Source organism: Eubacterium sp. AF17-7, from assembly GCF_003461285.1.
GTDB classification, from domain to species: domain Bacteria; phylum Bacillota; class Clostridia; order Lachnospirales; family Lachnospiraceae; genus Eubacterium_U; species Eubacterium_U album.
Window position 1 is genome coordinate 1 of the sequence record NZ_QTWU01000013.1, and the last position, 22,736, is coordinate 22,736.

The window sequence follows — 22,736 nt, forward strand, 5'->3', positions numbered from 1 at the left end:
CATTTTCAGGGATGGTTGCTGTTCAATTATCAATGTTCTTGTTTTGCTTGTTGTCAACTTGTTTTGTCGACTTAAATAATCAATCACACTTTCTTTTGTTTGTCAATGTCTTTTTTTATCTGAGAAGTTTCAAACGGAGAAGGAGGGATTTGAACCCTCGCGCCGCTATTAACGACCTACTCCCTTTCCAGGGGAGCCCCTTCAGCCACTTGGGTACTTCTCCAAGCAACAGCTTACAGGTGATTCATTATTTAAAAACGGAGAAGGTGGGATTCGAACCCACGGTCCCTTTCGGAATCACCGGTTTTCAAGACCGGCTCCTTAAACCACTCGGACACCTCTCCAGTTGTTTGCTTCGTTCCGTTTCCGTAACGCGCTCAATTATAATATCATTGTTGTTTACATATGTCAACAATATTTTTCAACTTTTTTTATTTTTTTATTTTTCGTGAAGTGAAAAATTTATTTCCACTTCATCTTATTTATTTTTAACAATTTCTAATCATTTAGACATGCTTATTTTGCATTAGGCACTCGCATAGTATTATATCTTCTGGTGTTGTTATTTTTATATTATCATATGCACCTTCTACAAAATGAACTTTAGCATTCCCATATTTTTCTACTACCATTGCATCGTCTGTAATTAATGCATTGTCACTTCTTTCTATATTCTCATAAGCCTCTCTTATTAATTTATCTTCGAACGCCTGTGGTGTTTGTGTTATCCAAATTTGATTCCTAGGTGGAGTATCTATTACAATTCCTTTTTCATCAACTATTTTGATAGTATCTTTTACCGGTACTCCCGCTACGCATGCTTTGTATTTTATCGCTCCATTAATACAATTATCAATTATTTGCTGATTTATTAAAGGTCTTGCGCCATCATGAATCAGAACATAATCGCATTTTGTTTCTTTTAATCCATTATATACAGAATTGTACCTTTCTTTTCCCCCTTCAATTATACTTGATACTTTTGTTAAATTGTATTTTTTTATTATATTTTTGCAATAATCTACATCCTCTTTAGATGTTACCAATATTATTTCATCTACCATGCTCTTCTGAAAAGCATTTAAAGCAAACCATATCACTGGTTTGCCTTTTATTGTCATAAACTGTTTTTTTGTTTTGCTTTTCATTCTACTTCCACTACCTGCAGCAAGAACAATAGCGTTTACTTTCATATTTTTCTCCTAATATCAATGGTTTTAATTTTTCTACTATAATTAACTGTGCACACTAAATACAAATATGATTATAACTATTACTGTTATATATAGTCTTGTTACACAATTAATTTTATTTTTTTAAAATCAAACTATCTTTCACCTAATTTCAAGTTAGGTATTGCATTTAAATCCCATCCATCTCTTTTTCCATTTATGTATTCGTAGTATGCAGCTGATCCAATCATAACCGCATTATCAGTGCACAAAATTGGTGACGGATGATAAAATTCTATATTTTCTTCTTTACATTTTTGCTCAAAAGCTGCTCTAATAGCTGTATTTGATGCCACTCCACCTGCGATAGCCAATTTATTCATGCCACTTTCTTTAACAGCCATCATTGCATGTGTCAACAATGTATCTACTACTGCATTTTGAAACGATGCTGCTATGTCTGCCGGTACTATTTTCTCTTTCTTCATTTCCGCCATATTAATCTGATTTAATACTGATGATTTTAAGCCACTAAAGCTAAAATCATAGGCGTTATCTGTTATTTTTGCCCTAGGGAACTCATAGGCATGAGGATTTCCCTCTTTTGATATTTTATCAATTTTAGGTCCACCCGGATATCCTAAACCGATTGCTCTTGCCACTTTATCAAAAGCTTCTCCTGCTGCATCGTCTCTGGTTTTCCCTAAAATTGTATATTTACCATAATCTTCTACTTTTACAAGGTGTGTATGTCCTCCTGAAACAACCAGACAAATAAATGGTGGTTCTAACTCTTTATTTTCTACGTAATTTGCACAAATATGTCCTTCTATATGATGTACTCCAACAAGAGGGATATTTTTTGCAAAACTAATAGCTTTTGCTTCAGCCACTCCAACTAACAGTGCTCCAACTAATCCGGGGCCATATGTTACACCTATAGCATCAATATCATCTAATGTGCTTCCTGCCTTTTCTAAGGCCTCCTCAATAACATAATTAATATTCTCAATATGTTTTCTGGAGGCAATTTCAGGCACAACTCCACCATATAGTGTATGAAGATCTATTTGAGATGAAATTACATTTGACAATGCTTCTCTTCCATTCACAACAACTGCTGCCGCTGTTTCATCACAAGAACTTTCTATAGCTAATATCTTTACTTCTTTCACTTTTATACCTCGTTATTCTTCTTCAAATTTCAAATCGACTGACATTCCATCCTTGCCTGCTTTAGCATTCGGGAATATTTTTGTGACTGTATCCATGTAAAGCTGTGGTTTTACAAGTGACGGACTATAGTGAGTAAGCCACATTTCATTCGGATTTGCTTCTTTTGCAATAGTAGCTGCTTCCTTAAAAGTCATATGCTTATATTCTCTAGCTTTTGCTTCTTTATCAGGTTCTCCATACATGCCTTCGCAAATAAACAAATCGGCTCCTGTTGCTGCTTCAACAATCGCTTGAACAGGTCTTGTATCAGTTGTATAAGTAACCTTAAGACCCTTTCTTCTTTCACCCATAACCATATCCGGAGTATATTTTTTATCTTCATAAATTATTGTTTTTCCTTTTTGGAGCAATCCCCAACATTTAACGGGTAAATTAAGTTCTTTTGCTTTTTCTGGATTAAATCTTCCTTTTCTGTCTATTTCAATTGAATATCCAAAACATGTTACATTATGCTTTACCTTAAACGCGTTGATTTTGTATTCTCCAATATCAATTATTTGTCTGTCGCCGCTTAATTCAATAAAATTAATTTCAAATGGCAATTCTTGAGCTATCATTCTCAAAGCCTTAACAACTTTTTCAAGACCTCTTGGTCCTATCATAGTTAACGGTTCTGTTCTTTCTGCATTTCCCATAGTCAGCAACAATCCCGGCAATCCACTTATATGATCTGCGTGAAAATGTGTTATGCAAATAACATCTATAGGTTTAAACGACCAGCCTTTTTGCTTAATAGCTACCTGTGTGCCTTCTCCACAGTCTATCAATATATTACTTCCATTATATCTGCACATTAAAGCTGTAAGCCATCTTCTTGGAAGCGGCATCATTCCTCCTGTGCCTAACAAACATACATCCAGCATAAATTTCTCCACTTTCTATAAAAGAATTTTTTTAATAATTCTTTTAATACTCTTGTTAACTCTATGTTGTATAATAGCACAAAGACTTTTTTATGAAAAGGATGTAATTTTTTATACCTGTTCTAACGTATAGTAATCATCCTCTACTGAAATATATTCTGTAACGTCAACCGGATATTTAAATAACGTAGTTATCGAATCATAACATTCTTCACATAAATCCATTGTATGCATCTGTAAATCCTTATTAGAAAAATAACCCCATTTCCCCTGTAATCTAATTATTCCTTCCGTAACTATTCCATTTGTCATCTGCATTTTCTTTCCACATTTATGACAAAAAATTTCATATTTACCTTTGCTATTCATCTTTTTCATATTTTTAATCCTTTCTTTTGATGCAATCATCATATTATTTTTTTCGACAAAAAAATAGTGGAAACCTTTGGCATTCCACTATCTAGAAGTATATTTATATCTTTAATAGCATTATAATTGCATCTTCTACCGGATGTTTATAGTATTTTTTTCGTTTTGTAATACTTTGAAATCCAATTTTTTTATATAAAAATATTGCGGCTTCATTACTTTCTCTAACTTCAAGCATTATTTCCTTAATTTGTTCACTTTTAGCATCTTTAATAGCCTCTTTTAGCAACTGCTTAGCCACACCTTTTTTTCTCTTATCTTTTTTTACAGCTACATTCGTAATATCAGCGGAATTCATAACCTTATAAACGCCACAATATCCTATAACCCCTTCTTCCTCTATAGCGACATAAAATGCAGTATTATCTAATTCTAGCGAATCTTTAAATGCTTTTTGTGACCACGGAACAGAAAATATGCTCTCTTCAATCTCCGCTACCTGGGCTATATGCTTTTCGCTCATCTTTTCTATTTTTACCATATTACCCTTATCCTTTATCTCTATAAAACCAAATTATGAAAACTGTTTTATTTTTTCTTCCTTCTTTTGCTTTTCAAGCATTTCCCTTTCAGCCTGTGAAAGTCTCAAATAATCAGGTCTATGTTCACTAGCCTCCTCAATTTTTCCATTTTTATAATATATTTGTGCCAAAGCTGCAAGTGACGATGCTCTTTGTCTGCTCATATGGCATGGGGCATATAAATGCTCAGTTTTCATTTTTTCATCTATAATTTCTCTATATGCAGGCACTCCATCTCCCAAGAACATTACTGTTTTTCCTATCTTATCTAGCTCATCAATCAAATCCTCTACAGAAATTGCGCACTGTTCTTTTAATATTTTCATATGTGTCTGTTCAAAGTAATATATTCCAGTGTATACCTGTTGACGTCTTGCATCCATAATCGGACAAATAATATAATTGCTGGAATAAAAATTATATGCCATAGCATCAATTGTCGGTACATTTATTATCGGCTTATTAAGTGCTAATCCAAATCCTTTTGCTGTAGCGCTTCCTATACGTAGTCCGGTAAACGAACCCGGTCCTCCTGTTATTGCTATAGCGTCTATAGTTTCCATGTCCAATTCTATCATTTTGCTAATTTCATCTATCATTGGCAACAATGTCTGTGAATGTGTCTTTTTAAAATTTATTGTATATTCTGCCGTTAATATATCATCTGTTACTACTGCAACTGATGCCACTAAGGAAGAACTGTCTATTGCTAATATTCTCATCTTTATTCCACCGTTATCTTTCTATAATCTAATCCTTTTTCTAAATTCTTTTCTATCAAAACTGTTGATGCATTGTCAGGAATCAGTTCACTTATGAGTTTCGACCATTCTATCAGACATACTCCTTCTCCAAAGAAATAATCCTCATATCCTAATTCATACATTTCCTCAGGGTCACCAATTCTATATACATCAAAATGATACAACGGAATCCTGCCTTCTTCATATATTTGTACAATTGTAAAAGTTGGACTATTTACGCATTCTTTTATGCCAAGTCCGCTTGCAAATCCCTGTGTAAAAACAGTCTTTCCAACACCTAAATCACCATTTAGGCAAATTATTTGTCCTGCTTTCGCAGATTGTCCTAACTTTCTCCCAATCTCAAAAGTTTCATCAGGCGAATTTGTTTCATATATCATAAATTTTATTCCTCTTTTCTTTTATGGCAAAACATATTGTAATGCCAGAGTCAAAAGGTCTAAGCCCATATGAGCTTTTCCTACACAACAAAAACATTTGCATAACAAACAGCAAATATTTGTCAAAACAAAAAGATATTGTTTATAATCACCACATAATTATAAACAATATCTTTTTACATTTCAATTTATTTATTTCTAGAGTTTTTTTATAAATGTGCTTATTTTCTTATATAATATTCCTGTTACAATTCCAACTATTATTCCTTTAAATACATTAAATGGTGCTACTGCAACCCAAACAAAGCTCCATTTATCTTTAATTATCGGATTTACTTTTGCTCCTTCTTCTATAATTGCTTCTAACGGCATAAACTTTTCATAAAACGGTAGCATTACATAATAATTAAGAATTGCGCCTGCAACTGCCATTAACACAATACCAACTACTATCCCTATGAATGCTCCCTTTTTAGATTTCTTAAATTTATATATTATTCCCGCCGGAACAACAAGGCAACATCCTATGCAAAAATTTGCCAATTCTCCAACATAACCTGTTGTTGTCCCTTTAAGTAATATTTTAAGCACAATCTTTATAGCTTCCATAATTATTCCTGATACAGGTCCCATAATAAATGTTCCTATCAAAATAGGTATCTCACTAAAATCAAGCTTATAAAAAGACGGCGCTATAAACACTACCGGAATTTCTATAAGGACCATGAGTATTGCAGCAATAGCCGCGAAAATAGCCATCAACGCTAAATTTTTTGTTGTAAATAATTTTTTCATTTAATTTTACTTCCTTTCTGAAAATTAATATATTATTTATACAGAGCAAAGAAAAAAAGCACCTGGTTCAGGTGCTTTTCATGAGATTATTAATATCATAATTATTAATCTTATTACTTCTCTCATCCAGACTTTACTGTCGGCTATGGAATCACACCATATCATGCCTTTCGGCTCGCTGGCTTATATGCATTGCATAAATACAGCCGGTAGGGAATTTCACCCTGCCCTGAAGAATTATATTTAATATACGGTTAAAAATATTATTAACACGGTTTTATTCCGCATCATATACTCTATTTACTGGTTAATGCCAATGAATCTCTTGTAGATTGCCTTTATTGCTACTTCAAAATCTTCTTCTTCAACACCAACGATAATGTTAAGTTCTGAAGAACCCTGGTCAATCATCTTAATATTTACTCTTGCATCAGCTAATGCTGAGAATAAAATTGCTGCAGTTCCTCTTGCACTCTTCATTCCTCTACCAACTACTGCTATAAGTGCAAGATTGCTTTCGATATAAATCTGATCAGGATGTACTCTGCTCTTAATCTCGTCAATAATAGCTGTTTCCTTGCCTGCTAATGCTTCAGTTGCAATTACAACGCTCATTGTATCTACACCTGATGGCATATGTTCAAAACTTACATTACTCTTTTCTAATGCACGTAATACATTTTTACCAAATCCGATTTCGCTATTCATCTTATCTTTTTCTATATTAATTACAGACATGCCTTTCTTACCTGCAATACCCGTAATAATATGATCGCAATGTTCAGCTGACTCAGAAACAATCATTGTTCCTCTATCTTCCGGCTGATTTGTATTTTTGATGTTTACAGGAATACCTGCTGCTCTAACAGGGAATATAGCATCTTCATGCAATACTGTTGCTCCCATATATGCTAATTCACGTAATTCTCTATATGTGATAGTCTTGATAGGTTCCGGATTATTAACTATTCTAGGATCACAAATAAGACATCCGCTAACATCTGTCCAGTTTTCGTATAATTTAGCTTTAGTTGCTCTAGCAACTATTGATCCTGTTACATCAGAACCACCTCTTGAAAATGTCTTTATTGTTCCATTTGGCATAGATCCATAAAATCCAGGTATTACTGCCTTGTTTGTCTTAGCAAGCTTTGGTGCCAATTTTGCTTCTGTCTTAGTCCAGTCAAAATTACCCTGATCATCAAAGAAGATATATTTTCCTGCATCGATAAAATCAAATCCTAAATATTTTGCTAATACTTTACTGTTGAGATATTCTCCACGGCTTGCAGCGTAATCACGGCCTGCCATATGAGCAAATGCGCCTTTAATTATCTCAAAATCTTCATCAAGGCTAAAATCTTTTAATCCTAAGTCTGCAATAATATTGTTATATCTGTCTTTAATCATCTGAAAATATTCGTCAAAATTTTCGCTTTCAGATGCTAATTCATAGCACTTATATAACATATCTGTAACTTTAACATCTTCAATAAATCTTTTTCCAGGTGCAGATGCAACTACAAATCTTCTTTCCGGATCAGACAATATTATGTCTGCAACCTTTTTAAACTGTTTTGCATCAGCAAGTGAACTTCCACCAAATTTAACAACCTTTGTTTCTTCCATTTTCTTTCAATCCTCTCACACCGAATTACGGCCTTTATATTATATATGTTTTTTTATTATAAATTGCTATCAATTATTATTTACATAAACATTAATCTGTTAATGCAAATTTAACTTAATTTAATATCCCTTAATATTATTCTTCAATTCTTATTCTTGTAATAATATTCTCTAATTTTTCTGATGCAGCCTTAAATTCATCTTCTGACATCGGTCTTGTAACAAAACCAATTTCATTTTCAATTCCTGCATCTATGTATGTTACATTTTCAAACGCTTCTTCAATCTTATCTTTTTCATCACCTTCAACACGAACAAAGAAAGACTTTCTTGATTTGCCAAATTCTAATAATTCTAACTTTTCTTTATCCCATATAACTGTCACAGGAATATTCAAATGTCTTACAGCATCTACAACGTCTGATACAACTGCACTTGCTGTTGGAAGTTTTCCTGCGCCACTACCGATAAATACTAAATCACCAACCATGTTTCCTCTTACTAAGATTCCATTTACAACGCCTTCAACGTTAAACAATGGATGACTTGGTGATAATAATCTTGGTGTTACAGATGCAACTATTCCGTTTGCCTCTTTTTTACATTTTCCTAATAACTTTATAGATTTTCCCATAGCTGCCGCATATTTAAAATCTATATCTGTAATATTTGTTATTCCTTCTGTATATACATCTTCAAAATCAACTGATTTGCCATAAGCAAGTGATGCTAATATTGCTATCTTTCTAACTGCGTCAAATCCTTCTATATCTGCTGACGGATTACGTTCTGCATATCCTAATTCCTGTGCCTGTGCTAATACTGTCTGGAAATCTGCACCTTCTTTATCCATTTTTGTAAGGATATAATTTGTAGTTCCATTTAAGATACCTGCAATCTCACAAATTTCATCTGCTGTAATATGCTGATTTAATGGTCTTATAATAGGTATTCCACCTCCAACACTTGCTTCAAACAAGAAGTTTCTGTTGTGGTCTTTTGCAATCTGAATTAACTCTGCGCCATATTTAGCTACTAATTCTTTATTTGATGTACAAACACTCTTGCCTGCTAAAAGTGATTTTTTCACAAAATCGTAAGCTGGTTTTAATCCGCCCATAACTTCAATAACAATTTCAACTTCATCATCTTCCAAAATAGTATTAAAATCATGAACCAATACTGATTCACATGGGTCACCAGGGAAATCTCTAAGGTCTAAAACATATTTTACGTTTATCTCCTGTCCTGCTTTTTCCCCAATCAATTTTTTGTTTGTATCTAAAATTTCAAACACTCCGGAGCCTACTGTTCCGTATCCTAAAATTGCTACATTAATCATTATCTCTTCCTCGCTTGTTTCATTATCATTGCTTATTTGCATAACAAATTTATGTATACACTTTCAAAATTTTAACATAGTTAATTTTATACTGCAACTTATTTTTCGTTACTTTGCATACTAATTTATTTTCCCTGTATACTATTTTGCTTTAAATATGCATTTATAAACTGGTCTATATTGCCATCTAAAACACTACTTACATTCCCTGTTTCTTCATTTGTCCTATGGTCTTTTACCATAGTATACGGTTGCATTACATATGATCTTATCTGACTTCCCCAGCCTATTTCTTTTATTTCTCCTCTGATTCCTGATTTCTTTTCCTGTTCTTCCTGCTGTTTTAAAAGATACAATTTAGCTTTGAGCATTTTCATTGCTTTATCTTTATTTTGCAACTGTGAACGTTCATTCTGACATTGAACTACTATGCCTGTTGGTAAATGAGTAATTCTTATTGCCGATGAGGTTTTGTTAATGTGCTGTCCACCTGCTCCACTTGAACGATATGTATCTATTCTGATATCATCATCATTAATTTCAACATCTAAGTCTTCTTCTATATCAGGCATTACATCACATGAAGCAAATGAAGTCTGTCTTTTTCCTGCTGCATTAAAAGGAGATATTCTTACAAGTCTATGAACACCTCTCTCTGATTTTAAATACCCATATGCATTTTCTCCATTAATCTGCACAGTTATGGATTTTATTCCCGCTTCTTCACCCTCTAGAAAATCTAAAACCTGAGTTGTAAATCCTTTACTTTCAGCCCAACGCGTATACATTCTATACAACATACTTGTCCAATCACAGGATTCTGTTCCACCTGCCCCTGCATTTAACTTTAATATTGCATTATATTTATCATATTCACCTGACAAAAGAGTTTTTATCTTTACTTCATCCACTTTAGAAGCAAATTCATCCATTGAACTTTTCGCCTCTTCAGCAATTTCTGCATCTTCACTCTCTTCTCCCATTTCTATTAAGACTAAAATGTCATCATACAAACTCTTTAAATTATTATATGTTTCTATTGAATCCTTTAAATTTTTGAGCTCTTTCATATATTTTTGTGCTTTGTCCATATCATCCCAAAAGTCCGGAGCTTCCATTGTTCTTTCTAGCTCAATGATTCTTTCTTCTTTATTTTGCAAATCCAAAGCATCTTTTATTTCGTCTAATTCTTTTTCATATGGAGTCAATCGATATTTTATTTCATCTAATTCTATCATCACTCTCTCCTATAATATGTATTGCCCCCTCCCTTCGGTCAGTGGCTATTCGTTGGAAACATTTATAGGAAAAAATGAACTTCGTTCATTTTTTTCTCCTATATTTTTAACAGATATAATTTACTGTTTCAATTTATTGCTTTACTTTCTGTTAACACTAGGAAAGGACAGGTATTGTCCTGTCCTCTTCCTCTTAATGTGTTCTTCCACAGCAATGTTTATATTTCTTACCAGATCCACATGGACAAGGATCATTTGGATATACCTTAGCAACATCTCTGTGCTTTGGCTTTTTAACTCCTTCATCATCCTTATTTGTTCCGGTAACCTGAGCAACTTCTTCTCGCTCAACTTTTTGTTCTACCTGAAGATGCATTAACATTTTTATTGTTTCAAATCTGATATTAAGAATCATATTTTCAAACATTTCGTAACCCTGCATCTTATATTCTACAACAGGATCTTTCTGTCCATAAGCCATAAGGCCTATTCCCTGTTTTAACTGATCCATATCATCGATATGATCCATCCATTTTCTATCAATAACCTTTAGAAGAACAATTCTTTCAATTTCTCTTATCTGTTCGGGTTCAGGGAATTCTGCTTCTTTATCTTCATATAATTTAACTGCTGCCGCCTTAAGTGTCTGCTTAAATTCAGCCTTTGATAAATTAAGGATTTCATCCTTTGTCAATAAAAGCTTTATTGGCATAATTTCAAGAATACTCTGATTCAATCCAGCAAGATCCCATTCAGATGATGGCTGATTATCTCCAATGTAAGTATCAACTTCATTTTCAACTACATCTGTAATCATCTTAACAATGGCATCTCTCATATTATCGCCGTTAAGAACTTTTTCTCTTTCTGAGTAAATAATTTCTCGCTGTTCATTATTTACTTTATCAAATTCTAATAAGTTCTTTCTAATACCAAAGTTATTTCCTTCAATCTTCTTCTGAGCTCTTTCGATTGTTTTGCTTAATGACTTATGCTGAATTTCTTCATTCTCAGGAACTCCTAATGCATTAAACACAGACATAAGTCTTTCTGAACCGAACAATCTCATTATATCATCTTCCAATGAGATGTAGAATTTAGATTCACCCGGATCTCCCTGACGTCCTGAACGACCTCTTAACTGGTTATCAATACGTCTTGATTCATGTCTTTCTGTTCCAAGTACCTTTAATCCACCTGCTGCTCTTGCTTCATCATCAAGTTTAATATCTGTACCTCTACCTGCCATATTTGTAGCAATGGTAACCGCACCGTGACGTCCTGCTTCTGCTACGATTTCAGCTTCTAATTCATGATACTTAGCATTTAAAACTTTATGAGGAATTCCCTCCTTCTTTAATAATGCACTTATTTCTTCAGATGCATCTATGTTAATTGTACCAACCAATACAGGCTGTCCCTTAGCATAGGATTTCTTTATTTCTTCTATAACTGCATGTAATTTTTCTTTCTTTGTTTTAAATACAGCATCATCATGATCAATTCTTGCTACAGGTCTGTTTGTAGGTATTGCTACAACATCCATGCTGTAAATATCTCTAAATTCTTTTTCTTCTGTAAGGGCTGTACCTGTCATACCGGCTTTCTTATCATATTTGTTGAAGAAATTCTGGAATGTAATAGTTGCAAGTGTCTTACTTTCTCTCTTAACTTTTACATGCTCCTTAGCTTCAATCGCCTGATGCAATCCGTCTGAATAACGACGGCCCGGCATAATACGTCCTGTAAATTCATCTACAATGAGAATTTCATCATCTTTTACAACATAATCCTGATCTTTAAACATAAGATTATGCGCTCTTAATGCTAAAATCATATTGTGCTGCAATTCAAGATTCTCTGCATCAGCATAATTGTCAATATGGAAGAATTTTTCAACCTTCTCAATACCCTGAGCAGTTAATGTTACAATCTTGTCCTTTTCGTTTACAAGGAAGTCGCCATCTTCTTCAATGTCAACACCCATAATAGCGTCCATCTTACTTAATTCAGGGCTTGCTGTACCTCTTTCCATCTGTCTGGCAAGAATATCACAAGCTTCGTACAACTTAGTAGACTTACCGCTCTGACCTGAAATAATCAAAGGTGTTCTTGCTTCATCAATTAAAACAGAGTCAACTTCATCGATGATACAATAATGTAATCCTCTCTGTACAAGCTGTTCCTTGTAAACGACCATGTTATCTCTTAAGTAATCAAATCCTAATTCATTATTTGTTATATATGTAATATCACAATCATATGCTGCCTTCTTAGCATCATGATCCATATCAGCAGTAACACATGCAACAGTTAAACCTAAGAATCTGTGAACCTGTCCCATCCATTCAGCATCACGGTTTGCAAGATATTCATTTACTGTAACAATATGAACTCCTTTTCCTTCCAAAGCATTCAAATATGCCGGAAGTAAACATGTCTGTGTCTTACCTTCACCTGTTTTCATTTCTGCAATTCTACCCTGATGAAGAATAATGCCACCTAAAAGCTGAACTCTATAGTGTTCTGTATTAAGAACTCTTCTCGCAGCTTCCCTTACTACCGCAAATGCTTCCGGAAGTAAATCATCCAAAGTCTCTCCTTTTGATAATCTATCCTTGAATTCTGTCGTTTTATCTTTAAGCTGTTCATCCGACAATTCCATCATAGCCGGTCTGTAGCTTTCAATCTTATCTAGCGTATGCTGATTTCTTTTAATCTCTCTGTCACTATAAGTGCCAAATACTTTACTAAATGCGCTCATTATATACTCCCAATTATGTATTTCTATGATAATAACGTTTCAATAACCTTATAATCACACTAGCATATTGTATCACTTAAGAGTTTTTTATTCAACATATTATCCCCTGCATACTGTTACTATTTTGTAAAATATTTGTTAACATCACACTTGTTTCCATACTCCCCACTGTCCACAAGTTTCAGGATTCTCACCAACTGTCCACCATTTAGCCTGATATACTTTGCCGTTATAGTAAACTCTGTTTCCATTTGTATATACAGTATTACTATCCCATGTTGGATACTGGCTTACATTTTCTGTTGTTTCAGGTGTCTTTGTTGTAACCTCAGGCGCTTTTGTTGTAGTTGTTGTCTCTGATGCCTTTGTTGTAGTTGTTTCAGGTGCCTTTGTTGTTTCAGGTGCTTTTGTAGTTGTTTCCTGTTCCTTTGTTGTAGTTGTTGTTTCTTCCGGAATAGTCTGTGTTTCTTTTTCAACTGTAAAATCAGCTATGTTACATGCTCCTCCATTTACAACTAAAGTTAATTTATATGTTCCTTTTGCTGCAAAATTAATTGTAACTTTATGACTAATAAAGTTTGTCCATGAATTGCTTGCTGTAATTGCCATTGTTGCCGCATTATTATCATTTAACTTCACAATTATGTTATCTGCATTATATTTACTATCTCCAGCAGCTAATTTCAAATCAACTGTATAATTACCCTTTGAAGGGACTTTAATATAATAGTCTAAATATGATTCATTTGTTAAATTTCCTGCATATGTTGTATTATCAGATGTATTCATTGTAATTGAACTTGTCTTTCCACCAAATGAATCTACTTTTACAGTTCCCGGAACCTGCGTTACTGTAGCTTTTCCACCTGTACCAACAATAGCCGTAGCTGATTTGTAAATTTGGTTCAACAAACTATATGTAGCATTTTTACTATCCTGGCTAATTTCCCAAATCATGATACCACCAGCATTCTGTGCTGCAAATGTAGCTTTCTTAGCCATTGTATCTAAACCATTATAGTAAACTGTTGTTCCGTTAATAACTGCTGAGTCTTTATATGCATTTGCTGAATTATTAGCAACTACATCTGCATATGACGCCCAGTTAGGTCTTTCATAGAAAGGTACACCTAGTACAATTTTAGACGCGTCTACTTTTCTTGTTGAGTTCCAATAGTTAAATGAATTTGTAAGTAAGCTATATGGTGAATGTCCTGCCCCACTATCTCCGTCATATGCCATAACATTAATCCAGTCAACCATGTTAAGAACTTCATCAGTCTGATATGTTCCACTGGTAGCAGCAACTGCTGACGATAATGTCAATCCTCTCTTTGTTAATCCTTCTCTCAAATATCTCATGAATGACGTAAATTGATTTGCTGAACTTGCTGTTGGATATTCCCAGTCAATATCAACACCATCGAATCCATACTTATCAACTACTGATAAAATACTATTTGCAAGGCTTCTGCATTTTGCGTCAGTATTTGTTGCTTTTTCAAATGCATACTGGCACAAACTTCCATCTGAATATGACCAGCCTCCAACTGCCATTTCTACTTTTGTTCCACTATTATGAGCTGCCTCAATCAAACTGTTAATTACATTTGCAGAACCGTCTACAGAATCAAGTACACCTGATGCATTTGGCAACGCAAATGAATATATTACTGTAGTTAATTTATCCCACTGAATGCTTGATGTAATATCTCCATACCAGTTTGGATAGTACGCTACTGCTTTAAAATTGTTTCCATATTTGCCCTGTGTGTCAGGTACATCTACATTTACTTCAGGCTCTGAATCATCCTGAGTTTCATTTCCATAAACTTCAACTTCCCATATAGAATATCCATAAGGGAGCGCTCTCTTAACACCCTGCATCTTTACATATCTGGCCTTTACTCCATTAAGAGATACTGTTGTAGTTCCTCCTGTCTGATTATTTAATGTCTTTGCAGTTGTCCAGGAAGCGCCATCATTTGAAATTTCTATTCTGTATTCTGTTGCATAAGCTGCTTCCCATTTAAGCACCATATTATTAATTTCATATGTCTTACCCAAATCAATACATGCCCACGCATTATCTGCAAAGTCTGATGACCATCTTGTTCCATCATCACCATCAACTATATTTTTTCCTGTAAATGTATCATTTTCGTTTCCTGAAACTGTTACTGTTTTGTTCTTTGAAATTAATTTTCCTTCAGTCTGTGGTTTTGTCACAGCTTCAGTTATTGTTTCTGTTACAGGCTGTGTAGTTGTTGTTTCAACTGTTGGCTGTGTAGTTGTTTCTACAGGTTGGCTATTTCCAGGAATTGCAGATGCATTAGTTGCTTCCAGTGCAAACTTTTCCCATGTTCCAACTGAAGTTCCACAGGCATGTAATATTCCTGATGTTGTATCATTTATATCTGTCTGAACATAATAATTATTTAAATATGTTTTAATCGCATATGTTCCATCACTCTGTTTTTCAACATAAAATTTTTCCCATGTTCCAATTGCATTACTTCTTGGAATTACCGGGTTTTCTTTATCTGTATCATCAAAAACAGCACATAAATATTTATTATTTGCTCTAGACTGGAAAGATACTGTTCCATCTGAATTATAAATAACTCTAAATTGTTCCCATGCACCGGCAGAATCTCTGTTAGCTACTAAATTAGACTGTCCATAATTATCCGCACAAACATATTTGTTATTTATAGTTGCCTTAATTGAGAAATAATCCGCATCTGTTAATGCCTTATCAGCAAAAACAATTGTTCCCGGCATAGCTTTTTTCATTGTATTATACACAATTCCATTACTACTCTTTGAACCTGTGCCAATTGAATCCTTGCTCCATTTAGCCTTAATATCTGCTAAAGAATCCGATGTAGGATTTACCTTCTGCGTTGTCTTTTCCTGATAAATTCCCCATGAACCCGAATTATTTGTTTTATATGCCCATGATGTGTAATTCCATCCTGCCTTGTTAAATTCATCCATAACATATGTCCATGCATCTTCCAATCCAAAGCATGTATATTCACCTATATATGTAGGAACTCCATAATTAGCATTATTTATGCTGTTAATAAGATTTTTACATGAATCTTTCTGTCCCTGTAAATCACTAATATAATTCCATGTATAGTGATGATATTCATACATTACATTGCTCCATCCATAATCTGATGGTTTTGGAAGATTTGCAGTTCCCCAACATGATTCCATAATGATAATATGGTCAGGGTCAACTGATCTTATTGTTTTATACATCTGATCATAAAATGCCCAATGCTTAGAAGATGTAGTTCCGGCTTTTTCACCCGGTTCGTTTAAGGTATCATAAGCTGCCACTGCCGGATTTCCTGCATAATGAGCTGCTACTGTCTTCCATAATTCTAATGTTTTATTTTTATAATAGTTATTTGAGAAAAATGTTACGTCAGATACGTTGTCAATTACTTCCCCTGAATGATCCTGTCCATTTTGTGATCCAAATGTCCCATGTAAGTCCAAAATTACATAAATTCCTCTCTTACTGCATTCCTCAACAAACCAGTCAAGTTTGTTAAAAGCATCATCTCTAAGGACCCAATCCGACTTAGAATTGTCATATTTGTATAGATTCATGTAAGTAAACGGAACCCTTATTGCACTCATTCCCATTTCCTTACAATTGTCAAAATCTGATTCTGACCAATAGTTGTTTTCATACAAATCAAGTAATTCATACATAGTATTTTTTCCAAATCTGTTTTCAAGATTTGACATAAGTGTTTTCTGGTCTCGTACATTTGTAGAACACATCCAACTTTCCTGTACAAGCCATCCTCCCGTATTTGTACCTCTTAAGTACACCATGTTTCCTTTACCATAATTATTCTTAATTGATGTACCATCACATTTTAAGAAATCATTGCTGGTAAAACCCGTTGTTGCTGCTTTTACTTCTTTATTGTTCTTGTATGTATATAGACCCGTAAGTAATCCTGCTGTCATTGTTACACACAAAAAAGAAGCAAGCAATTTCTTGCCAATTCTTTTTGCATTTCGCATAATCAAAACCTCCTCAATATATTGCACATATGTGCGCCCAATCGTAGCGTGCAATCTAAACCTCATATAGCAAAACCCCTAACGTTTTACGTTTTACTGCACTGTTTATATTATAAAATTTACCCCACTTTTTTTCTATAAAATAAAACTGCTTTTATTCGTAAACGTAATTTTTGTATATTTCGATATTTGGCAGCCATATTTTTTATGCAAATTGTCTAGTCAGTTTTGTTTTGAATCGTTTTTAACATCTAAATATTTATTATATGTTCATAAAAATATTTTTATATTTATATTACAGTTCTATTGCTTTTGATTCTATTCTTTAATTAATCTCTTGCACCATATTACTTAATAAACATTTAATGCATCCAATGTTTATAATTTGTAATCTTAGTTTTCTGTATGCAAAAGAAAAGTTCGAGGTTGTGAATGTTATTAGCATCCCGGTTATAAACTTGGTTTACTCCATTCTTTACAAAGAGCCAAAAAAGGAACCGCAAATGGCATTTACCATTTGCAGTTCCTTTTTATAATTATCTAAATATTTATTTAACTATCTTAATCAAATTCCGGTTCAATTAATCCGTATGTATTTCCTTTTCTCTTGTAAACAACGTTTACTTCATCCGTTTCTGAGTTAAGGAAAACAAAGAAATTATGTCCAAGCATATCCATCTGAACACAAGCTTCTTCAGGATCCATTGGTTTAATTCCAAATTTCTTACTCTTAACAATCTTTATTGTTTCTTCTTCATCTTCGTAATCTGCATCTATAAATTCTGATGTAAATAACTCTTTATATGATTTCTTCTTGTCAACAAGTTTATTTTTATGTTTAACAAGCTGGCGCTCAATCGTTTCTAATACTAAATCGATTGTAGCGTACATGTCGCTGCTTTCCTCCTCTGCTCTAATAATAGTTCCCTTTACTGGAATTGTTACCTCAATCTTCTGACTGTCCTTTTCAACACTGAGTCTGGCAATAATCTCTGTATCTGGTACAAAATACTTCTCAAGCTTGCTAAGTTTGTCCTCTACTGCCTGTCTTAATCCGTCTGTAATCTCAATGCCTCTACCTATGATTTTAATTTTCATGGTACCACTTCCTTTCCGTTTCTGATGGATTAATTATACCATATAATCATAAGATTTAACAAGCGAAAAGCAAACTTTATTTACAAGTTTTTCACATTTATTTTGTGTTATTTTATTAACAAATTTACACTATTTTTCCATACATCTTTTTCGACATATGTTTTTGTATAAATTGCACAATTTGACACCTTAACTTATTAACATTCATTTTCCTCCATTATTTGAGTTATTAACATATTCTTTTGGCATTTTTCCCTTTAAAACAAGTTATCAATCTAGTTATTAACACTATTAACATTATTTTTTGTTGATTCATGTCGTATTTTGTTTTATGGCGTAAAAGAACGTCTGTTTTGTGTATTAGTAATAAAAATGATTTTCTTTGGTAATTTTCACTATTTTTTTATTGACTTTTTTCCAATATTATGAACCATTTTCTCAGTGCGGATTAATACTTTAAGAATTAATTTCGAAATTCTAAAACAATTTACTTTTTTACTCCCTAATTACCAACATATTTAACTAAAAAGAAACATGGGCTGTGAATGTTATTAACAGCCTGGTATAAACTCGGATTACCCCCACGCTTGACAAAGAGCCAAAAAAATAAGACCGAAAAATTCGGTCTTATTTTATATGTTATTCTTAGTTCATAATTCTTCTTGCTGCACAAGGTGAACCTACACCACTGATAATAATACCAGTTTCTTCTGTAGATGCATGAATAATCTGTCCACCACCTATGTAAATAGCAACATGGCTAATTGAATTGCCACCATATTTATAGAATACCAAGTCACCTGCCTGTAAGTTTCCTGTTGATACACTTGCACCATTGTATACCTGTGTATATGATGATCTATTCAAGCTATATCCAAAATGCTTATATACTGACATTGTAAATCCTGAGCAGTCTGTTCCATTTGTTAAACTTGAGCCACCATAAACATATGGGTTGCCCAAGAACTGTTTAGCATATGCTACAACTGCAGCAGCACTACCTGATGAGCTTGAGCTACTCGAGCTGCTTGATGAACTACTGCTACTTGATGAACTGCTTGAGCTTGAGCTATTACTTGTTGCAGGTTTACTGTAACTTGAGTTACTTGATGAACTACTGCTACTTGATGAACTGCTACTACTTGAACTTGAACTACTTGAATTATAATTAACTGATGTATTACTCTGATTCTGTTGTTCCTGTTGCTGTGCATCTATAGCTGCCTGAGCTGCTTCTGCTTCTCTTTGCTGTTCAGCTAAAATTGCTTCCTGCATAGCCTTTTCTTCTTTTAGTGTAATTGCAGTATCCATATCTATTGTAACATCAACGAAATCTGCTGAAACCCAACCACTCATACTTCCTTCGCCATCAGGTTTCTTCATCTTAATCTTAACCCATGATCCATCTTTACTAAATTTCTTAATAACATAATGTTCATTCTGGTAAACGTTAGTCACAACTTCTGATTCTGTAGTAGGCTTTGTTCTAACACGAATACCTGTGTCATTCATATTAGCAATAACATAACCTGCATCCAATGCATAATCTTCTGCTTCTGAACCTGTTACAAAATAATCAGCTTTTATGTAACCTGTTACGTTTCCGGATCTGACTTTGTACCATCCGTCTTCTGTTGTTTCAAGAATAACTGCGCCACAATTGCTGTATACTTTACCAACAACTTTACTTTCAGTACTAGGTTTCTTTCTTACGTTTACGTAATCATCACCTGTTACAGATGTAATTGCAATATCCTCAAAATATTTGTTTTCCTTATCTTTACTTGCCTGAGCTGCCTGTTGCTGTGCTTCTTCTGCCGACTGCTGTGGAATTAAAGTTGAAATATCTGTAGCCTGTGTTTCTGCTTCTGTTGCAACACCTGCTGTGTAATCATTCAACGCAACTGCAATTCCAGCACCTGCAATCTCAGTGTCTAATGTGTCAGCCGCTACCGTTTTTCCACCTGCAAAAATTGCTGTTCCTGCTAATACTCCAAACGCTAACGCTGTCATATTTCTATAGTGCTTCATGTAAACCTCCGTGTACTTTCACTATTTATTACAAAATTATTACGTTGTACATTATAACAACACTGTCTATTATTGTCAACAAAGATACTTTGACAATTCATGCCACTATTACACTATCAATAGTGCATTAAATAAGTGTCATTTTCATAATGCTTCCTACAACAATTTTATATATTACCAGTTATCTATTTGCTTTTTGTGAACAAATTAAATCAATTTTGTGGCAAATTATTTCATTGTATTTTAATATCTAAATATTAATTTATATTATTCTAAATTTACTATATCTATATTAATTTATATTAAATATGTGTTATTATTGTGTTGATAATAGTTTTTAGGAAGGATTTTATCAACTATGGAAAAGTTTTAATGTTTTGAAATACTTTAACATAAAAAATTTTATAAATACAAACTTTTTATACTTCTGTGTAAAAATTTTTTATACGTTTATATTTTTCAATACATTGAAGTTTTAATATAACTAATTTTTCATTACTGATATTATATTAATTATGAATAAAACAGTTTTAATAACGGGAGCCTCCCGTGGAATCGGCAAACAAATTGCAATTATCTTTGCTCAAAATGGTTTTAATATCGTAGCAACCTGTCACAATAATATTGACACCCTAAGTTCTTTAAAAAATGAGCTTTCAAAATATAATGTTAATATTTTCCTGTTTCAGGGTGATTTATCAAAGCAGTCAACTATATCTGATTTAATTAAATTTTTAAAGAATAATAATATTTCAGTTGACGTTCTTATTAACAATGCAGGAATATCTGTTGTTGGATTAATTCAGGATTTATCAATTGACGATTGGAATTATATTTGGAATACAAATGTAACAGCGCCTATATTTTTGTCAAAAGAACTGGTTCCTCATTTTTTGCATAACCATTCAGGTAAAATAATTAACATTTCTTCTGTATGGGGAAATGTCGGTGCTTCATGTGAAGTCGCATACTCAGCAACTAAAGGTGCAATTAATTCTTTTACAAAAGCTTTAGCTAAAGAACTCGCGCCTTCAAATATTCAGGTTAATGCCATTTCATGTGGAATTATTGATACTGATATGAACAGCCACCTTTCTTCAGATGATATCAATGAAATTGTAACCGATATTCCTGCCGGACGTATTGGAACTCCTAAAGACATTGCATTGACTGCACTCTCTTTAGTAAATGGCAGTGATTATTTAACCGGTCAGATTATCACTGTTGATGGTGGATGGATATAAAAAACTCCTATGATGCACTTTAAAGTTACGTTGATTTTCTAATTATTAGATTTCTTAATTGTGAGGGTTTGTGATATTAACTTAATAACGCTCGCGCTGCTTGTCACTCGCAGCAGTTCTAAATCTCCAGCTATATTTTGCTGTTAGAACCTTTGGTTCTAAGCAAAATCCGCTGTCAATTTGAACCGGCGGTGACAAATGCCTTTAGTTAATATCACAAACCCTCACGTAAGACCATCAAATAGATTGACAAACCATCAAAAACTTCGATTACCCAATTTTAGTTCTAACTCTTTTAGGTTCAGTTAATTAACCTTAAGTGTATCATAGGATTTTTCTATGATTTTGTGTTATTTCTATATTTATTTTTTGTCTAAATATTCCATATCTTCTTTTGTTAATTCAAAATCTACTTTTGAATTTTCTATTATACGTTCTTTCTTTGTAGATTTAGGAATTACAACATTGCCTTTTTGTAACGAATATCTTATACACACCTGTGGTATTGTAACACCATATTTTCTTGCAATTACTTCTATATATTTGTCATTTACAATATTTCCTGTTGCAAGCGGAGAATATGACATTATCTGCATATTATATTTATTGCAAAATTCAATAGTCTCTTCCTGTCTGTTACCTATATGGAAGCAGATTTGATTTACCATTGGTACTATCTTAGCAATTTCTAACACCGGCTCTAAATGCTGTTTTGCAAAATTTGATACTCCGATACTCTTAGCTTCGTTTGCTTCATAAATTTCTTCCATAGCCTGCCAGCTTGCTATGTTTCCTTCTGTACAGTCTTTTCCCCACTCATCCCACGGCCAAGGTGCATGTATTAGATACAAATCAATATATCCTAAATTAAGTGTTTCCATTGATTTGTTAAAGCATTCTTTAGCAATATCATAGCCTTTACATTCGGCAGGAAGTTTTGTAGTTATAAATATTTCTTCTCTTGGTATTCCTGAATTTCTTACTGCTTTGCCAACACTTTCTTCATTGCCATATGCTGCTGCGGTATCAATATGTCTATATCCTGTTTCTAAAGCATATGAAACAGCATCGTATGTGTCTTTTCCATTTGGTATCTGCCATGTACCTAATCCTAATTTAGGAATCTTTACTCCATTTTGCAGTACATAACATTCATCAAGTATCATTTCTTTTC

General features: G+C 33.4%; 17 protein-coding genes, 2 tRNA genes and 1 riboswitch. Of the genes, 1 reads left to right on the forward strand and 18 read right to left on the reverse strand.

Going from position 1 to position 22,736, the window contains the following annotated elements; genetic code table 11:
* Positions 1-134 precede the first annotated feature (134 nt).
* The 17 genes from DWW96_RS10535 to DWW96_RS10615 form a co-directional block, all read right to left on the reverse strand.
* Positions 135-223: transfer RNA gene (locus DWW96_RS10535), tRNA-Ser, on the reverse strand.
* Positions 224-258: 35 nt separating this feature from the next.
* Positions 259-344: transfer RNA gene (locus tag DWW96_RS10540), tRNA-Ser, on the reverse strand.
* Positions 345-506: 162 nt separating this feature from the next.
* On the reverse strand, positions 507-1,193 hold the full coding sequence (ispD, locus tag DWW96_RS10545) for a 2-C-methyl-D-erythritol 4-phosphate cytidylyltransferase (RefSeq protein ID WP_022089637.1): 687 nt from the start codon (positions 1,191-1,193) through the stop codon (positions 507-509).
* A 134-nt stretch (positions 1,194-1,327) separates the two neighbouring features.
* A complete protein-coding gene (gene tsaD, locus DWW96_RS10550) occupies positions 1,328-2,347 on the reverse strand; it encodes a tRNA (adenosine(37)-N6)-threonylcarbamoyltransferase complex transferase subunit TsaD (RefSeq protein ID WP_022089638.1) in 1,020 nt (339 codons plus the stop codon).
* 12 nt (positions 2,348-2,359) lie between these two features.
* On the reverse strand, positions 2,360-3,271 hold the full coding sequence (locus DWW96_RS10555) for a ribonuclease Z (protein ID WP_022089639.1): 912 nt from the start codon (positions 3,269-3,271) through the stop codon (positions 2,360-2,362).
* Positions 3,272-3,382: 111 nt separating this feature from the next.
* The gene (locus DWW96_RS10560; RefSeq protein ID WP_117910453.1) at positions 3,383-3,649 is read right to left on the reverse strand and encodes a hypothetical protein; all 267 of its coding nucleotides are present in this window, start codon (positions 3,647-3,649) and stop codon (positions 3,383-3,385) included.
* Positions 3,650-3,743: 94 nt separating this feature from the next.
* The gene (rimI, locus tag DWW96_RS10565; protein WP_199522691.1) at positions 3,744-4,163 is read right to left on the reverse strand and encodes a ribosomal protein S18-alanine N-acetyltransferase; all 420 of its coding nucleotides are present in this window, start codon (positions 4,161-4,163) and stop codon (positions 3,744-3,746) included.
* A 51-nt stretch (positions 4,164-4,214) separates the two neighbouring features.
* Complete coding sequence (gene tsaB / locus DWW96_RS10570; protein ID WP_117910381.1) at positions 4,215-4,943, reverse strand: tRNA (adenosine(37)-N6)-threonylcarbamoyltransferase complex dimerization subunit type 1 TsaB; 729 nt, start codon at positions 4,941-4,943, stop codon at positions 4,215-4,217.
* 2 nt (positions 4,944-4,945) lie between these two features.
* Complete coding sequence (gene tsaE / locus DWW96_RS10575) at positions 4,946-5,365, reverse strand: tRNA (adenosine(37)-N6)-threonylcarbamoyltransferase complex ATPase subunit type 1 TsaE (RefSeq protein WP_117910382.1); 420 nt, start codon at positions 5,363-5,365, stop codon at positions 4,946-4,948.
* A 198-nt stretch (positions 5,366-5,563) separates the two neighbouring features.
* Positions 5,564-6,160, reverse strand: a complete 597-nt coding sequence (locus tag DWW96_RS10580) for an ECF transporter S component (RefSeq protein ID WP_117910383.1) — start codon at positions 6,158-6,160, stop codon at positions 5,564-5,566.
* A gap of 110 nt (positions 6,161-6,270) precedes the next feature.
* A riboswitch (FMN riboswitch) is annotated at positions 6,271-6,401 on the reverse strand.
* Positions 6,402-6,460: 59 nt separating this feature from the next.
* A complete protein-coding gene (locus DWW96_RS10585) occupies positions 6,461-7,789 on the reverse strand; it encodes an aspartate kinase (RefSeq protein WP_022089645.1) in 1,329 nt (442 codons plus the stop codon).
* 136 nt (positions 7,790-7,925) lie between these two features.
* Positions 7,926-9,131, reverse strand: a complete 1,206-nt coding sequence (locus DWW96_RS10590) for a homoserine dehydrogenase (protein WP_022089646.1) — start codon at positions 9,129-9,131, stop codon at positions 7,926-7,928.
* A 125-nt stretch (positions 9,132-9,256) separates the two neighbouring features.
* Positions 9,257-10,369 (reverse strand): peptide chain release factor 2, encoded by a 1,113-nt coding sequence (gene prfB / locus DWW96_RS10595; RefSeq protein WP_117910384.1) that lies wholly within the window; start codon positions 10,367-10,369, stop codon positions 9,257-9,259.
* 193 nt (positions 10,370-10,562) lie between these two features.
* Complete coding sequence (gene secA, locus DWW96_RS10600; RefSeq protein WP_117910385.1) at positions 10,563-13,133, reverse strand: preprotein translocase subunit SecA; 2,571 nt, start codon at positions 13,131-13,133, stop codon at positions 10,563-10,565.
* Positions 13,134-13,277: 144 nt separating this feature from the next.
* Positions 13,278-17,189, reverse strand: coding sequence for a glycosyl hydrolase family 18 protein (locus DWW96_RS10605; RefSeq protein WP_158562688.1), 3,912 nt, complete (start codon positions 17,187-17,189; stop codon positions 13,278-13,280).
* A gap of 561 nt (positions 17,190-17,750) precedes the next feature.
* Entirely contained in the window at positions 17,751-18,287 is a 537-nt protein-coding gene (gene raiA / locus DWW96_RS10610; RefSeq protein WP_022089650.1) for a ribosome-associated translation inhibitor RaiA, read from the reverse strand.
* 645 nt (positions 18,288-18,932) lie between these two features.
* Positions 18,933-20,318: an SH3 domain-containing C40 family peptidase gene (locus DWW96_RS10615; RefSeq protein WP_022089651.1), complete on the reverse strand. Its 1,386-nt coding sequence runs from the start codon at positions 20,316-20,318 to the stop codon at positions 18,933-18,935.
* 515 nt (positions 20,319-20,833) lie between these two features.
* On the opposite strand from DWW96_RS10615, the gene DWW96_RS10620 reads away from it, so the two are divergent.
* Positions 20,834-21,562 (forward strand): SDR family NAD(P)-dependent oxidoreductase, encoded by a 729-nt coding sequence (locus DWW96_RS10620; RefSeq protein WP_117910387.1) that lies wholly within the window; start codon positions 20,834-20,836, stop codon positions 21,560-21,562.
* A 362-nt stretch (positions 21,563-21,924) separates the two neighbouring features.
* Here the strand turns inward: DWW96_RS10620 and DWW96_RS10625 are convergent, their stop codons facing one another.
* A complete protein-coding gene (locus DWW96_RS10625) occupies positions 21,925-22,728 on the reverse strand; it encodes an aldo/keto reductase (RefSeq protein WP_022088078.1) in 804 nt (267 codons plus the stop codon).
* Positions 22,729-22,736: the final 8 nt, after the last annotated feature.

Bases quoted from the DNA above. Each gene is read 5' to 3' on its own strand.
- DWW96_RS10615 (WP_022089651.1), bottom strand. From the start codon at position 20,318: ATGAAGCACTATAGAAATATGACAGCGTTAGCGTTTGGAGTATTAGCA.
- tsaB (WP_117910381.1), bottom strand. From the start codon at position 4,943: ATGAGAATATTAGCAATAGACAGTTCTTCCTTAGTGGCATCAGTTGCA.
- DWW96_RS10585 (WP_022089645.1), bottom strand. From the start codon at position 7,789: ATGGAAGAAACAAAGGTTGTTAAATTTGGTGGAAGTTCACTTGCTGAT.
- DWW96_RS10625 (WP_022088078.1), bottom strand. From the start codon at position 22,728: ATGATACTTGATGAATGTTATGTACTGCAAAATGGAGTAAAGATTCCT.
- DWW96_RS10555 (WP_022089639.1), bottom strand. From the start codon at position 3,271: ATGCTGGATGTATGTTTGTTAGGCACAGGAGGAATGATGCCGCTTCCA.
- ispD (WP_022089637.1), bottom strand. From the start codon at position 1,193: ATGAAAGTAAACGCTATTGTTCTTGCTGCAGGTAGTGGAAGTAGAATG.
- secA (WP_117910385.1), bottom strand. From the start codon at position 13,133: ATGAGCGCATTTAGTAAAGTATTTGGCACTTATAGTGACAGAGAGATT.
- DWW96_RS10580 (WP_117910383.1), bottom strand. From the start codon at position 6,160: ATGAAAAAATTATTTACAACAAAAAATTTAGCGTTGATGGCTATTTTC.
- rimI (WP_199522691.1), bottom strand. From the start codon at position 4,163: ATGAGCGAAAAGCATATAGCCCAGGTAGCGGAGATTGAAGAGAGCATA.
- DWW96_RS10560 (WP_117910453.1), bottom strand. From the start codon at position 3,649: ATGAAAAAGATGAATAGCAAAGGTAAATATGAAATTTTTTGTCATAAA.
- raiA (WP_022089650.1), bottom strand. From the start codon at position 18,287: ATGAAAATTAAAATCATAGGTAGAGGCATTGAGATTACAGACGGATTA.
- DWW96_RS10620 (WP_117910387.1), top strand. From the start codon at position 20,834: ATGAATAAAACAGTTTTAATAACGGGAGCCTCCCGTGGAATCGGCAAA.
- tsaE (WP_117910382.1), bottom strand. From the start codon at position 5,365: ATGATATATGAAACAAATTCGCCTGATGAAACTTTTGAGATTGGGAGA.
- DWW96_RS10605 (WP_158562688.1), bottom strand. From the start codon at position 17,189: ATGCGAAATGCAAAAAGAATTGGCAAGAAATTGCTTGCTTCTTTTTTG.
- prfB (WP_117910384.1), bottom strand. From the start codon at position 10,369: ATGATAGAATTAGATGAAATAAAATATCGATTGACTCCATATGAAAAA.
- DWW96_RS10590 (WP_022089646.1), bottom strand. From the start codon at position 9,131: ATGATTAATGTAGCAATTTTAGGATACGGAACAGTAGGCTCCGGAGTG.